9 protein-coding genes are annotated in these 14,832 nt (G+C 54.2%); 5 read left to right on the top strand and 4 right to left on the bottom strand.

Translation table 11 applies throughout. The features are described 5' to 3' along the window. The first annotated feature begins 182 nt into the window (after window positions 1–182). Entirely contained in the window at window positions 183–620 is a 438-nt protein-coding gene (locus CJD38_RS12175) for an RDD family protein (protein WP_107940627.1), read from the top strand. Between the two features lie 464 nt (window positions 621–1,084). Here CJD38_RS12175 and lptG read toward each other — a convergent pair whose 3' ends face one another. After that, window positions 1,085–2,149: an LPS export ABC transporter permease LptG gene (gene lptG / locus CJD38_RS12165; protein WP_107940625.1), complete on the bottom strand. Its 1,065-nt coding sequence runs from the start codon at window positions 2,147–2,149 to the stop codon at window positions 1,085–1,087. Continuing rightward, window positions 2,146–3,225, bottom strand: a complete 1,080-nt coding sequence (gene lptF / locus CJD38_RS12160; RefSeq protein ID WP_107940624.1) for an LPS export ABC transporter permease LptF — start codon at window positions 3,223–3,225, stop codon at window positions 2,146–2,148. The genes lptG and lptF overlap by 4 nt, the downstream gene beginning before the upstream one ends. 439 nt (window positions 3,226–3,664) lie before the next feature. Between lptF and CJD38_RS12155 the strand changes: the two genes are divergently transcribed. From CJD38_RS12155 to CJD38_RS12145, 3 genes are all read left to right on the top strand, one after another. Then, window positions 3,665–5,182, top strand: coding sequence for a leucyl aminopeptidase (locus tag CJD38_RS12155; RefSeq protein WP_107940623.1), 1,518 nt, complete (start codon window positions 3,665–3,667; stop codon window positions 5,180–5,182). Window positions 5,183–5,185: 3 nt separating this feature from the next. Continuing rightward, window positions 5,186–5,650: a DNA polymerase III subunit chi gene (locus tag CJD38_RS12150; protein WP_107940622.1), complete on the top strand. Its 465-nt coding sequence runs from the start codon at window positions 5,186–5,188 to the stop codon at window positions 5,648–5,650. 223 nt (window positions 5,651–5,873) lie between these two features. Beyond that, window positions 5,874–8,819: a valine--tRNA ligase gene (locus CJD38_RS12145; protein WP_107940621.1), complete on the top strand. Its 2,946-nt coding sequence runs from the start codon at window positions 5,874–5,876 to the stop codon at window positions 8,817–8,819. A gap of 10 nt (window positions 8,820–8,829) precedes the next feature. Here the strand turns inward: CJD38_RS12145 and CJD38_RS12140 are convergent, their stop codons facing one another. Together CJD38_RS12140 and CJD38_RS12135 are read right to left on the bottom strand one after the other, a co-directional pair. Continuing rightward, window positions 8,830–11,946, bottom strand: a complete 3,117-nt coding sequence (locus CJD38_RS12140; protein ID WP_107940620.1) for an FG-GAP-like repeat-containing protein — start codon at window positions 11,944–11,946, stop codon at window positions 8,830–8,832. A gap of 316 nt (window positions 11,947–12,262) precedes the next feature. Further along, the gene (locus CJD38_RS12135) at window positions 12,263–13,762 is read right to left on the bottom strand and encodes a DUF3336 domain-containing protein (protein ID WP_107940619.1); all 1,500 of its coding nucleotides are present in this window, start codon (window positions 13,760–13,762) and stop codon (window positions 12,263–12,265) included. 154 nt (window positions 13,763–13,916) lie between these two features. On the opposite strand from CJD38_RS12135, the gene CJD38_RS12130 reads away from it, so the two are divergent. Beyond that, window positions 13,917–14,828 carry an AAA family ATPase gene (locus tag CJD38_RS12130; RefSeq protein ID WP_107940618.1) on the top strand — a complete coding sequence of 304 codons (912 nt, stop codon included), beginning with the start codon at window positions 13,917–13,919 and terminating at the stop codon, window positions 14,826–14,828. Window positions 14,829–14,832 lie beyond the last annotated feature (4 nt).

Genomic DNA, 14,832 nt, shown 5'->3' with positions numbered 1-14,832 from the left:
TCTCAAGGCCTGCACTTATTCCGCCGGGTTCAAATCCCGGTAGGAGCGCCACAAAGTTTCATGCGAAAAGGCGGGGCCCTCTCAAGGCTTGGCACTTATTCCGGCGGTTTCGAATCCCGGCACGAGCGCCATTAAATTTGCCCTGCCGACTGGCAGGTGCGCTCATCAACCTCTGTGAGCCCATGTCCGAGATACTGCTGACCCCGGCCCCACTCTGGCGCCGTCTGGCCGCTTCCGCTTACGACATTCTTCTACTGCTCGGCCTGTGGCTTTCAGCCACGTTTACTGCCTGGGCCGTTTCACATTTGCTCGGCGCACAAGGCGCGCTACCGCCAACGTTCATGCGCGCCTACATGTTCGCGATCACGTTTGGGTTCTACGGCTGGTTTTGGACACACGGCGGACAAACATTGGGCATGCGTGCCTGGCGCATTCAAGTACAACGCTCAGATGGCCGCAGCGTCAATTGGGCGAACGCAATGTTGCGTTTCGCCATCTCCATTTTTTCTTTGAGCGTGCTGGGTCTGGGAATGCTCTGGTGCTTAATCGATCGCCGCAAGCGCAGCTGGCATGACATTGCTGCAGATACCGAAGTCGTTTTTGTTCCAAAGGCGAGCTAGCAGCTAATTCAAGTCTGGATTCTCGACAAAGCGAATATGTCGACTGGAACCAGTGATTAGCTATCGCTTTCCGGGTATCGGTTGGGCCTGAACCTCAAAGCGACGCACCAGCTGTTGAATGTCAGGATTACTACAACCTTTTTCTGCGACCAAAGAATTAACACTTGATGTGATAGCAGCCGTCCGACCTTTCATAAGCGCTTGGACTTGCTTCACCGTCATCTTGGGCCGGCGATTCTTCACTTCCTGCGCCGCGTATCCCGAGACCATCTTAAAGTTCGTAAGAAATCGACCGAGAGATTCCGGCGGGGGAGATACACATTTGGCCGTAGCAGCGCGCGAAGTCACGAACTGATCGTATATCGCAAGAATGTCTGGACCTTGTGCTGCACATGTAGTGCTCACTGCAAATAATGCAACGACGATGATTGCGCGCATAAGCGAGATTCCTATTGCTACGACAGCTAACGCGCTTTAGCTAAACGGTAAGCGCCACTCAGCGACAGCACGATGCTCGGCACTGCAGCCGCCAAGAACGGAGGCCAGTGATAAATCTGTCCAAGGTTGGCCGAGACTTCGTTGATCACGTAGAAACCAACGCCGACCAAGATGCCGATCAGCAAGCGCTGCCCTGCACCGCTGCTGCGTAGCGAGCCGAGCACAAATGGGATCGCGAACAGCATCATCGCCATCACAGTGATGGGCGCCATCAGCTTGCGCCAAAGTTCCATTCGATATTCGGCGGAATCAAGACGATTCACTTCGAGATAATCGATCAAGCGAACCAAGCCCGGCATGGTCAAGCTCTGCGCTTCAAGCACAAACAAACGCAGCACTTCAGGCGAAAGCGTGCCGCTCCAATCCATCGAAGGAATGGTTGAGGTTGTTGTCGACTCCGCCGTGAGTTCAGTTTGACGAACACCCGTGAGACGCCAACCGCCATCCTGATAAACACCATCTTCGACGTGCATGCTCGCGCTTAAACGCAGATCAGGTGTCAGGCGAAAAATCTCGACGTCTGCAATGTGGTTTTCAGCAATCAAACGCTTAATGTGAAAAATATTATCGCCATCACGCAGCCACACCGATTGACCATGCAAGCCCGGCTGCGTTCCTGAACGTTCACGTGCTTTATAAGCTTCGGCAGCGCGAATACCGGCTGGCGCCACCCAATCACCCAAAAATAAGCCCAACAAACCGAGCACGACACCCGCCATCATCGTCGCGCGACCAATGCGTATTAGCGAAACACCGGCAGCGCGCATCGCAGTCAATTCACTCTGACCTGCCAAAGCACCCAGCCCCATCAAGGTACCGAGCATGGCGATGATCGGCAGCAGCGTGTACAGACCGCTAGGCATTTGCAGCACGGTGTAAATCAGCAACTGCAAAACGCCGAAGCTACCCTGCCCGGTGCTGTCGATGTTGGAAACAAAACCGATGAAGGTGTAAATCGCTAGCAAGGCCAGCCCGACGATCGCGGTGAAGCCAAAGATGTGAGCGATGATGTAGCGGTCGATCTTGTTCATGTGCGTTTGAATTTGCCTGAGCGTTTAGCGACCAGCCACAGCGCCAATGCCAACATCAGCGCATGCGTCCACCACAAGCCAATTCCAGCAGGAACTTGTTCTTTCGCAATCCAGGCTTGCCCCACTGCAATGAGCTGCGTGTAGACCAGATATACGAGGATGCCGAGAATCAATTTTCCATAGCGTCCCTGGCGTGGCGCGGTGTGCGAAAGCGGCACAGCCAACAATGCAAGAATCAATACAGACAGTGGCGCCGCATATCGCCATTGCAGCTCGGCCATATCTTTAGGGTCTTTGGAATTCCACAAATGACTCGTTTGATACAGGCGGCGCTTGTTGCTGACGAATACAAAATCGGGCGGCTGAATAAAGGTCGTAAATTCGCCAAAGCGCATGACATCAAATTGCGCCTGCCCAGCTTCACCGCGATAACGATAGCCTTCACTCAGGGTCACTTCGCGTTCGCCGGTCAGCGGATTTGCTTGCTGACGACCATGCTTGGCAATCACCAGCGTATCGCCGTCCTTTTCGTGAACACGGGCAAATACTGTGGTGAGCTGGCCACCTTTTGCATCCATTTCGCCGGTGTACACCACGGCACGTCCACCGCCCACTTCTTTGAAGCGACCTGCCTCAAAAGGGTTGTATTGAATGAATCGAGCAGCGTCCTTGGAAATATATTCGGCCGTGCGGCCTGCCCAAGGACCGATATAAAGCGATAGCACCAAAGCCAATAAAGTCAGCACAACACCGAGCACCATAAAGGGACGGTACAACTGCTTCATGCTGACGCCGCAGCCGCTCATGGCTGCGATCTCGCTATCTTTATAAAGGCGGCCCATCGCCAGCATGATCGCCAGCAACAAGGAAACCGGAATCAGGATCACCAGATACTGCAGGCTCGACAGCGCGACCACTTTAAACAGCAGTTCTCGCGGCAGGATGCCGGTTGCCGCTTCGCCCAGAAAGCGTGCAAAACGCGTGGCCAGCATGATCGACATCAAAACCAGCGTTACGGCCAGCCAAGCGCCACCGGCTTCACGCAGCAAATATCGATCAAGAATTCCGAACTTCATCCGTCTCGCGGTTCCTTAAGGCTTTTGCGGATTATGCCGTTTTTTGGCTTCCGCTCTCGCTTTTCATAATAAATTATAAGTTATATTTTGATTAATAATATAAATAAAACTATTAAATTAAAAATATACCGTCGCTTTACAGAGAATTTACCTACACATTTGACGCTAAGAGACGACCATAAATACCTTATAAAGACGGTGGTCACTCAAATAAAGTCTTCTAAGACCTTGAACAAACCAGTTTATCCCGTATCAAAAGGCAAATATTTTGATCAATAGCTAGTAATTTAGGATGCTAGTACTAAAATGTAGTGCGCTTAATCCCAGCCCAGAATTCTTTATATCCGGCATACCACTGGCCGAGTAATTCTCCAGAAGAAATGCTTGCTGTCATTTCATTAATATCAATTTAGTGGCCCTAAATTGAATTGAGGTCAACATGGAATATTTTGTAAAAAGCGGAAACCCTGAAAAGCAGCGTGTTGCCTGTGTCATCGTCGGAATATTTGACCGTCGCACGCCAACCGAAGCCGCTGAAACAATCGACAAGGCCAGCGATGGCGCGATCGGCGCTGTTATGCGCCGCGGCGACATCGACGGAAAGCTCGGTTCGACCCTCATTCTTCACAATGTCCCCGGCACTTTTGCTGATCGCGTGATGCTGGTCGGTTTAGGCAAAGAGCGTAATTTTGACGAAGGCGTGTATCGCAAAGCGATTGCAGCTTCCGCCAAGGCATTGCATCAGACCGGCGCAATTGATGCCGTTAATTACCTGACGCATTTGCCGCTGAAAGGCCGCGACTTTTTGTGGAATGTTCAGCAAGCCGTACTGGCCACTGAAGATGCTTATTACCGCTTCGACGAATGCCGTGGCGAAAAAGCTAAGCAAGATCTGCCGAGCTACAAGCTGGAGCGTTACACCTTCGACGTGCCGCGCCGATCTGACCTGCCCTCTGGCGAAAAAGGCCTGAGCGAAGCGCTGGCGATCAGCAAAGGCGTGAGCCTGGCTAAGAATCTCGGCAACCTGCCGGGTAATCTTTGCACCCCAACTTATCTGGCTGAGCAGGCAGTGAAGCTTGCTGAACAATATCCGATTGTCACCAAGATTCTGGAAGAGTCGGATATGGAAACCCTTGGCATGGGTTCGCTGCTATCCGTTGCTAAAGGCAGCCGCCAACCCGCCAAGCTCATCATCATGGAATACCTCAACGGTCCCAAGGATGAGAAGCCCGTTGCACTCGTCGGCAAAGGCCTGACCTTTGATGCGGGCGGTATTTCAATCAAACCCGCAGCGCGCATGGACGAAATGAAATTCGACATGTGCGGTGGCGCCTCAGTGTTTGGCACGCTCACCGCAATTGCCGAACTCAAGCTACCGATCAACGTTGTCGGCATCGTGCCTGCCACAGAAAACCTGATTAACGGCCAAGCCAGCAAACCCGGCGATGTTGTCACCAGCATGGCTGGCATCACGATTGAAGTGCTCAACACCGACGCAGAAGGCCGCCTGATTTTGGCCGACGCATTGACCTATGCCGAAAAGTTTTACGAGCCCGCGCAGTGCATCAATATGGCCACACTCACTGGCGCCTGCGTTGTTGCGCTCGGCGCACATGCTAGCGGCCTGTTCTCCAATCAATCGGGTCTCGCACGTGCACTGCTCACCGCAGGTGAACAGATTGGTGACCGTGCGTGGGAACTGCCGATCTGGCCTGAGTACGACGAACAGATCAAGAGCGACTGCGCCGACATCGCCAACATCGCCACCATTGGCGCTGGCGAAGCCGGCGCAATTGTCGCGGCCGTATTCCTGCACCGCTTCACTCGCAAGATGAAGTGGGCGCATCTGGATATCGCGGGCACGGCTTGGAAAGGCAAAAAATCGACCGGCCGCCCAGTGCCATTGCTGACTCAATACCTGCTCAACTACTCCGCGAAGAAAGGCGAGCACGAGTAAAGAATGACTCGCATCGATTTCTACTTATTGCCTGAAGGCAGCGCCCCTGCCGACAGTTCAATCGCGGCAACCTGCAGGCTTTGCGACAAAGCCACCAGCGTCGGCCACAAGGTTTTTGTCTACACAACGGACGCCACCCAAGCTGAAAGCCTGGATGGCGCGCTGTGGAGTTTTCGTCAAGGCAGCTTTATTGCCCACGAAAAACATCATGGCCAAAGTTATGAAGACCCGCAGCCGCTGGTACTGCTTGGCTCGATCGAGCCGCCAGCAACGCACCGCAATATCCTCATCAACTTGAGTGCCGAAGTCCCGCCCTTCTTCAGCAACTTTGAGCGCGTTCTGGAAGTTGTCGACGGCAATGCCGCTTTGCGCACCAAGTCTCGCGAGCGCTTCAAGTTTTATAAAGAGCGTGGCTGCGAGTTGAACACCTTTGAACAGAACTCGGAAGGTGGGTGGCAGCGGAAATAGGACGAATGCCTAAACGGCATTCGGCCCCGCTGACACGCTCGGCCATGGATGGCCGAGCCGGTGCCATTTCACATGTCTACTGTCTCGCCATGGATGGCTAGCCTGAACTGCTTTGATCTATTGGGCGACGCTCGCTAGCCAGCTCCAAGCACCCTACAATTCGCCCTCATTTTCGCGCTGGCAGACACCCTGCCCGCGCCTAGCTTTAACCTCAAGAAAAACCATGGATAAGACTTTCGACTCCCGCGTCATTGAAGCCCGTTGGCGCGAGACCTGGGAACAGAGCGGTTGCTTTGCCGCTGGTGCTGGCGCCGCCACTGGCGAGCCTTACAGCATCATGATCCCGCCGCCGAACGTCACCGGCAGCCTACACATGGGCCACGCCTTCCAGCACACCGTGATGGACGCACTGACGCGTTATCACCGCATGAAGGGCAATGACACGTTGTGGCAGCCGGGGACCGATCACGCAGGCATCGCCACTCAGATGGTGGTTGAGCGCAATCTCAAGCTCGCTGGCGAACCAACGCGCGCTGAACTCGGTCGCGAAAAGTTTCTGGAAAAAGTTTGGGACTGGAAAAAGTTTTCCGGTGACACGATTGAAAATCAGATTCGCCGCATGGGCAGCTCGGTCGACTGGTCACGCAAAGCTTTCACGATGGATCCGTCTTACTCCACCGCCGTCATCGAACACTTTGTTCGTCTGCACGACGAAGGTTTGATCTATCGCGGCAAGCGTCTGGTGAACTGGGATCCGGTTCTTCAAACCGCGATCTCTGATCTCGAAGTTGTGCAGGAAGAAGAGAACGGCAAGCTCTGGCATATCCGTTATCCGCTCGTTGGCGGCGCTAAGACTGCAGAAGGCAAAGATCACATCGTCGTTGCTACGACGCGTCCTGAAACATTGCTCGGTGACGCTGCAGTTGCTGTGAATCCAGCAGACGAACGCTATCAGTCACTGATTGGCAAAACCGTCACGCTACCATTGTGTGATCGCGAAATTCCGATCATTGCTGACGATTACGTCGACCGCGAATTCGGCACCGGCTGCGTCAAGATCACGCCTGCGCATGACTTCAACGACTATCAGGTTGGCCAGCGTCATAAGCTGCCGTTAATCAATATTCTTACGCGTGAAGCAAAGATTGTTTCAAATAAAGCTGCTGATTGGCACTCAACACTTAAGTCAAACAACCCTTCAACGTCTCAAGTAAATGCAGTCGTCGATATGGCGATTGATATTGGTATACCTGAAAATCTCCAAGGCTTGGACCGCTTTGCCGCACGAAAGCAGATCATTCTTGATCTCGAAGCCGCATCGTTGATCGAAAAGATCGACGATCACAAACTCAAAGTGCCACGCGGTGATCGCACCGGCGTTGTGCTCGAGCCTTATCTCACTGATCAATGGTTCGTTGATCTCACAAGCGAAACACGTCGTGACGGCAAGCCAGGACCCGGCGGCCTCAAAGCCATTACGGAACCTGCAATCAACGTCGTAGAAGATGGCCGCATCAAGTTTGTTCCAGAAAACTGGAGCAACACTTACTTCCATTGGCTACGCAATATTCAAGACTGGTGCATCTCGCGTCAGCTCTGGTGGGGCCATCGCATTCCTGCTTGGTATGACGAGCAAGGCAATGTCTACGTTGAGCGTAGCGAAGAAGCTGTGCGCAGCAAGTACAAGCTCGATGCCAGCGTTTCACTGAAACAAGACGAAGACGTTTTCGATACTTGGTTCTCGTCCGACATCTGGCCGTTCGCTACGCAAGGCTGGCCGCAAGATACGGCTGAACTGAAAAAATATTATCCAAGCAGCGTGCTCGTCACTGGCTTCGACATCATCTTCTTCTGGGTCGCCCGCATGGTGATGATGGGTCAGAAGCTGATGGGCGAAGTGCCGTTCCGTGAAGTTTATGTACACGGCCTGATCCGCGATGCGGAAGGCCAGAAGATGAGCAAATCGAAAGGCAATGTGCTTGATCCGCTTGATCTCGTCGACGGCATTACGCTGGAAGATCTGGTCAAGAAGCGCACCACTGGTTTGATGAAACCTGAAACTGCGCCGAAGATTGAGAAAGCCACGCGCAAAGATTATCCGGAAGGCATTTCTGCAGTCGGCGTCGACGCACTGCGCTTCACCTTCGCAGCACTCGCCTCGCCCGGCCGCGATATTCGCTTCGACTCCGAGCGCGCCGAAGGCTATCGCAACTTCACCAACAAGATCTGGAACGCTTCACGATTTGCGCTGATGAATCTTGGTGCACTGAACGAAGAAGGCGAACTGCAAGTTCCTGTTGGCCTTAACGACGGCGAGTACACGCTCTCGGTTGCAGACCGCTGGATCATTTCGCGCCTGCAAAAAGTTGAAGCCGAAGCTGCTGAACTGTTTAAGACTTATCGCTTCGATCTGCTCTCGCAGTTGCTCTATCAATTTATCTGGAACGAGTACTGCGATTGGTATCTCGAACTGACCAAGCCCACCTTGCTCGGCGACGATGAACTCGCAAAGCGCGGCACCAAGCGCACGCTCGTGCGCGTGCTGGAAACATGGCTGCGCTTGCTGCATCCGCTGATGCCGTTCATCACAGAAGAAGTTTGGCAACGTGTTGCACCGCTGGCAGAAAAGTCTGGCCCTACGATCATGCTGCAACCGTATCCGGAATCGCAGCCTGAGAAAATTGACGAAGCCGCTGAAGCCGATATCGAATGGCTCAAGAGCTTCATCCTTGGCTTGCGTCAGATTCGTGGCGAAATGGATATCTCACCGGGCAAACCATTGCCCTTGCTGTTACAGAACGCTAGCGACAGCGACCGCACACGCATTGAACGCATGCAGAGCAGCATTCAGTTTCTGGCACGCGTTGAATCGATGCGTCATCTCGAAGCCAATGAAGTGCCGCCGCAATGCGCGACGGCACTTGTTGGGCAGATGAGCTTGCTGGTTCCAATGGCTGGCTTGATCGACAAGGACGCGGAACTCGCGCGCCTTGCCAAGCAAATCGCCAAGCTGGAAAGCGATCTCGGCAAAACCGAAATGCGCGTCAACAATCCTAACTTCGGCAAGGCGCCTGAAAACGTGCAGCAGCAAACACGCGATCAAGCCTCACGTCAGAAACAAGACTTGGAAGCACTGCGACAGCAGCACGCCAATATCAGCGCCTTGTAAATCCGGATGATTAATCCGGCAGGGTAAAAGCCACGAATGCGCGCGGTGAAATGATCCAGCTATTGTGATTAAACGCCCGCGCATCGAGGCCGATCTGCCAGCTCGGAGTGATCTGATACCCCGTACCGAGGCCCAGCATCAAGCCCGCCGCCGGCCCTCGGATCGCCATCTGCTGCTGGTTCAGGATCAGGTTAATCTTGCGCTGTATCGAAGCAACTGCGCCGACGCTGGTCTGGATCGACCACGATGATGTCAGCTGCCATTGAGTCTCCGCACTAAGCCCCACTGCAAATCCGCCTAGGGGAAATTTGTTACTCGCCGCTTTCAGCACGGCCTTGGCTTCGCCCGGCGGCAGCTCGATGGTGGCCCTGTAATTACCCAGATCCAGAAGACTCCCGCGCAGTGCAAAGTTGGGCGTCAGGGCATAACGCAGGTACGCCTCAAAGCTTTTGTCATTCCTGTTGAAATTTGAAATTTGACTGTGCAGACCAGAGGCGTTGATTTCACGCTCTAGCTTTGACTCACTGATCGTTGCCATCGACATGCCCGCAGCAGCGCCGACGGTAGCCGACGATAGTGCCTTCTGCGCCTGTGCTTGCGGCGCTTGCAGGGTCACGATCACCAGCAGGATTATCATCAATCCCTGCGATAGCAGGCGACGCATCGGCCAGTTCTGCAGTAACAGCTTGCGGCGTGCCAGCAAGGCCAGCAGCGGCAACAAGCCAAGCAGATCAAAGCTCCCGCCACCCGATGAAATCTCGCCCTTCGCGAGAGTGCCGTTACCGTCAAGCGTAATCACAGTCGGACTGGCTGGCACATTGCCTGGCAGATCCAACTTTGCTGTACGAGGCCCCTTCGCGCTGGGAGTGAATGTCACGCTGATCTCGCAGCTGTCACCAGGCGCCACATCAGAAGTGCAGCTGTTACTGCTAATCATAAAGTCTCCCGGGTTGCTGCCACTGAACGTCGGTGAACCTAATCTCAGCGGAATACGGCCGCTATTTTTGATGGTCAGACTGGCCGGACTGCTGGTCGTGCCAACAAAGCGATCAACAAAGTGTTGCGTGGCTGGCGCATTGATTTGCGCCAGATTCAGATAAACATTGACGCTGCCAGCAGATGCATTGGTGCCGGACGCGCCAATCAGCAGATCGACAAAACTGTCGCCGTTGACATCGGCGGCGGCGAGGCCACGGCCGAAGCGGTCCGCTGCTGCCAGACCATTGAAAGTGAGATCGACACTGGCTGGCGTGACGCCAGCCGAGCCAAGGTAAAGATAAACATGGTCAACATGATCGGCTGGGAGGGCGCCGAAAAAGCCGGCGTAGACCGCGCTAATCAAAAAATCGGCGTAGCCGTCGTGGTTGACATCACCGGCTGAAGCCACATTGGTGCCCAAGCCATCGAAAGGAGCCGTACCAACAAAAGTCTGAGCAAGCGTCAGACCGCCAGCTGAACCGAGATAGAGAGATGCACTACCGGTGCGACTATTGTTGCCAATGGCAGAAATGATCACATCGGCAAAGCCGTCGTCATTAACATCACCAACCGGGGCCACGGGATCGCCAAACAAATCGCCGTCGGCACTGCCGTCAAAGGTCTGATCGGCTACGAGCGACAAGCCAGTAGTCGAGCCCAAGTAAAGATAGGCACGACCCTTGAAGTTGCTGTAGCCATAGGCGCCGATGATGACATCCGAAATGCCGTCACCATTGACGTCACCAGCTGAAGCGACGCTAGCGCCGAAGTTACTAAACCCACCTTCACCGTTGTAAATGTTGCTAGCGACCATCGTGCCGCTGGCTGAACCTAGATAGAGATTAGCACTGCCGTTGAAATTGTTGCGGCCAGGGGCGCCGATGATGAAGTCGACATAGCCGTCACCGTTGACATCGCCGACAGAGGCGACTTCTTCGCCGAAACGATCCTTCATCGCTACACCGTTGAAACTCTGACCAAGAGACATAAAGCCAGTCGCCGAGCCCAAGTAGAGATAAGCGCTACCAGTAAGTCCATTAGTGCCACTGGCGCCAATCAGGACATCAGCATAGCCGTCACGATTGACATCGCCAGCCGCGGCGACGCTGACACCGAAGAGGTCTTCTGGGGCAGATCCGACAAAAGTTTGGTAAATGGTCGTTGACAGGCCAGTAGCCGAGCCCAGAAACAGATAAGCGCTACCGGCAAATGAGCCACGGCCATAAGCGCCGATGATGACATCGTCAAAACCGTCGCCGTTGACGTCACCGGCGGAAGCAACGCTATAACCGAACGAGTCACCGGCGGCGAGTCCGTTCAGCGTGGTATCTGCCGACGGTGGCATTGTCCACAGCGGATCGATCTCTAGCGGATAGCGTGCATTTCTATCATCGAGCTGGATCGCTACCAGCTGCGGCGCTTGCTGCACAAAACGTGCGGCGATAGTGCGCCCGCTGGCGTCACGGACCTTAAGCGCGCTGTATTGCAACTCACGCTGCTGCTGGCTAGTGACGCTGACGGCGTCGTCACTGGTCTTGGCAATCTTGGCGTGCTCGAAGCGCAGTTGTATTTGCAGCGGACCATGACCTTGCGGACGAGTGCTCAACGTCCAGCCCTGCTCCAATCCTGCATTGCTGTTGTTGAACCATTCAGTCACGCCGTCGGCCTGACGTTGAAGTCGCGCTTGCTCAGTGTTGTTGGCGCCGAAGGACAGCGGTGTGATGGCGCCACCGCGGCCAATACCTTCGAGTTGCACGCCAACCAGCGGCTCTTGCCCGCCAGCAATATCCAGTAGCTGATAGCCGCTGGCGGTGAACTGTGCGAAGTAGCGATTTGTCGGGTTATAAGCACGGGCTTGTCCGGCTTCAGTGCTCATCCAGTATTCGCGGGCTTGGATCTCTGCCTTCGCGCGGCTCAGCCAATTTTGGTTGGCGCCGACGACTGCGATCTGGGTATTGAGCTGCGGCGATGAAACACTCTGAATAACTGGCGGCGTGCCGATGACAGTCACGGTGATCAGCAGAGTCGCGCTAAACAGTAACAAGCAAGCCCAAGCGGTTCGCGTGAATTTACGCTCCCCAAAAAACAAGGAGGTTTTGCCCCGGTCGCGTAGAAAAAATGTGCCCGAGTCGCCAGATGCAAGATTCATACATGTGCCTCATCAGCCTTAGATCGTCTCGTGCGATTCGCTGGAATCCGCAGAAGGTGATCGATTGCGTTGGAGTAGGCACAACAGCCCCACCCAACGGGTTAGGCCGATCCTTGGCTGCCTCAGTTTCTTCAAGCTATTTATGTAAGAGGCGTGATGACAGTCACATAAATTTTATGGCTTTGCAAATCGCTGAACATCCTGAAGGCAGAATCAGTTGCTTAACAATCAGCGCGCAGAGATATGTCCTGCCAGAACAAACCACACAAAAGAAAACCCGCCGTGAAGCGGGTTTTATGGGTATTAACAATACTGATCAGACTTTGTTATCTCGCTGCCTCACTACGCGCAAGCCCGGCTTGTTCGGCAAACCCACGACTTTTTCGCTCTCGTGCTCGCGCTCCAAACGATCAACACAGCGATCCAATGTTTGGCTAATCATTGTCTGCGTCCGGATCATCTCAATACGCGGCCACGCAGCACGTTCGCCTTCAAGCATGAAGCGTTGCACTGCTTCTAGGTCCGGATTTTTTGCAATGTTGGCGTAACGCCAAAGGCTCACGTCCGGGAAAATATTAATGTTGCCGCGATAGTCCTGATCCAAAATGCTGGCCGCGGTATCGAGTGGCTTATTGAAATCGCCTAGCGGAATGCTGGCACGAACAAAATTGATGATGCTCTTGGCCTGCTGGCGCACGGTGGACGTTGCGTAATCGCGCGCTGAGTTGGCCAAGCCTTTACTGCCCGGTTCGCGTTTGGAGACAAACGGCAACACGTGTGGATTGGTCTGACTGACGATGAAGTGATTCACATTATGCAGACGACGAATACGCAGCGTCGGCAAATCTGATTTCAGAGAACCATCATTCCATTTCAACAAGGGCATATACGGCACGCGCCCATCTTTTTCATCGCGCGTCATCAACATCACTGGCGGGAATAAAATTGGAACGGCGCACGATGCCATCACGGCTTCATGTGTGTAGAGATACGGAAAGGTCAAATAGTTAAGCAAACGCGGCGGTTGATTCACGCCCGCAGGTGACACCGTAATATTGATGATGCGGCCAGAGTGTTTATAGGCCTGCTCAAACGTCATGTCTTTGACGTTTTCTGCAATCGCGCGACGCAACTGATCTTGATCCATGATGGCGCGACGACGAATCATTTGTGCAAACGGCAGTACGCGCCAGAAATGGTAGTACGCGTTCTTAGGATCCAAAAGTTCTTCCAGCTCATGGTCGTTACGCGTGCCGACAGTGGCCGCAACAATCGAGCCCGCACTGGAGCCCGTCAGCACCGTTGGCAGAATGCCTTCGCGGTACAAAGCCTTAACCACCCCGACATGAAAAAGCCCCAGCGTTGCACCGCCTGAGAGCATCAATGCAGAACGACCAAAGCTGAGTGCCACTTCATGAAAGAAACGCAGTTTGTCCGCATGCGGAAAAGTACTGCGGTCCAGATGGCTCAGTTCTTCCAGTACAGCGCTCACTTCATGGACGTATTCGTTGATGAGATGTTTGGTCCCAACATTGGTACGCGTATAGAGCGCGGGATTGCCGATATTGCCGAGATTCCAGTGCAGGCCCTGACGCAGGTGATAAATCAGCTTGGGGATATCACCTTCATCACGGCACTGACGAATCTGCCGCAGACGGCTGCGAATCAAACGCCAGTCGTAGTCGTCTGACGTCTCGTTCTGCTTCCACTCTTCCAGCCCGCGATGGCGGTCCATAAATTCGGCCGCTTCGCGCCAGCTTTGGTAATCAGTGGCGTTGCGCATCTGCGCCAAGCATTCACGACTAATACGATCCATTCCAGCATCCCAAAATATGACTGTCGCTATGTTCCCGCAAAGGTCATACCACCGCAATGATTGGCAGCAAATTACTAGGCATAGGCGATACCGCTCAGGCAGCCGTACCAGTAGACTCAGGGATCGAATTTTCAGTGACGGACCACAGACCTTCATGAGCAATCCCATACACTTGGCGCTGACTGGCCTCAACCAGATCGTGCTGGGCAAGCCGCAGCAGATCAAACTCACCCTCGCCTGCCTGCTGGCACGCGGACATCTGCTGATTGAGGACATTCCGGGCGTCGGCAAAACCACGCTGGCACTCGCACTGGGCAAAGTGTTAGGCCTGCAATTTCAACGCGTGCAGTTCACCAGCGATCTGCTGCCGGCCGATATTCTGGGCGTGTCGATTTTTGAGCAGAACAATGGCCGCTTCCGTTTTCATCCGGGGCCAATTTTCTCGCAGTTGGTACTCGCTGACGAAGTGAATCGCGCCAGCCCTAAAACACAGTCGGCACTTCTGGAAGCAATGGAAGAACGCCAAGTCACTGCAGAAGGTGAAACACGTCCACTGCCAGAACCTTTCTTTGTCATCGCGACACAGAATCCATCGCATCAGATCGGTACTTTTCCGTTACCTGAATCTCAGCTTGATCGTTTCTTGATGCGCATCTCGCTCGGATATCCCACCGCCGAAGCCGAACGCGCATTGCTGATGGATCGCGAACGTCGTGATCTACTCGCAGAGACAGCTCCCGCACTCACACCGGCTCAATTGTTAGACCTGCAAGCACAGGTGAAAGCCGTGCGCACTACGCCCGCGCTGCTCGACTATTTGCTGGCGCTGATTCAACACACTCGCAACCACGCGGGCTTGCGCCAAGGTCTGTCGCCACGTGCGGGTCTGTCACTGCGACGCGCGGCGCAAGCTTGGGCACTGATCGAGGGTCGCACCGGCGTGATTCCTGAAGACGTGCAAGCGGTGTTCGCCGCCGTCGTCAATCATCGTTTGATCTCCGCCTCAGAACGCGAAGCTGGCGCACCGACCGCAGAAGATATTTTGTCGCGCGTCAAAATTCCTTAATCGC

The sequence above is a fragment of the Stenotrophobium rhamnosiphilum genome (assembly GCF_003052265.1).
In the GTDB taxonomy this organism is placed as follows: Bacteria; Pseudomonadota; Gammaproteobacteria; order Nevskiales; family Nevskiaceae; genus Stenotrophobium; species Stenotrophobium rhamnosiphilum.
The sequence above is the reverse complement of the archived record's forward strand: the minus strand, read 5'-3'. Positions and strand labels throughout refer to the sequence as shown.

Bases quoted from the DNA above. Each gene is read 5' to 3' on its own strand.
- CJD38_RS12175 (WP_107940627.1), top strand. From the start codon at position 183: ATGTCCGAGATACTGCTGACCCCGGCCCCACTCTGGCGCCGTCTGGCC.
- lptG (WP_107940625.1), bottom strand. From the start codon at position 2,149: ATGAACAAGATCGACCGCTACATCATCGCTCACATCTTTGGCTTCACC.
- lptF (WP_107940624.1), bottom strand. From the start codon at position 3,225: ATGAAGTTCGGAATTCTTGATCGATATTTGCTGCGTGAAGCCGGTGGC.
- CJD38_RS12155 (WP_107940623.1), top strand. From the start codon at position 3,665: ATGGAATATTTTGTAAAAAGCGGAAACCCTGAAAAGCAGCGTGTTGCC.
- CJD38_RS12150 (WP_107940622.1), top strand. From the start codon at position 5,186: ATGACTCGCATCGATTTCTACTTATTGCCTGAAGGCAGCGCCCCTGCC.
- CJD38_RS12145 (WP_107940621.1), top strand. From the start codon at position 5,874: ATGGATAAGACTTTCGACTCCCGCGTCATTGAAGCCCGTTGGCGCGAG.
- CJD38_RS12140 (WP_107940620.1), bottom strand. From the start codon at position 11,946: ATGAATCTTGCATCTGGCGACTCGGGCACATTTTTTCTACGCGACCGG.
- CJD38_RS12135 (WP_107940619.1), bottom strand. From the start codon at position 13,762: ATGGATCGTATTAGTCGTGAATGCTTGGCGCAGATGCGCAACGCCACT.
- CJD38_RS12130 (WP_107940618.1), top strand. From the start codon at position 13,917: ATGAGCAATCCCATACACTTGGCGCTGACTGGCCTCAACCAGATCGTG.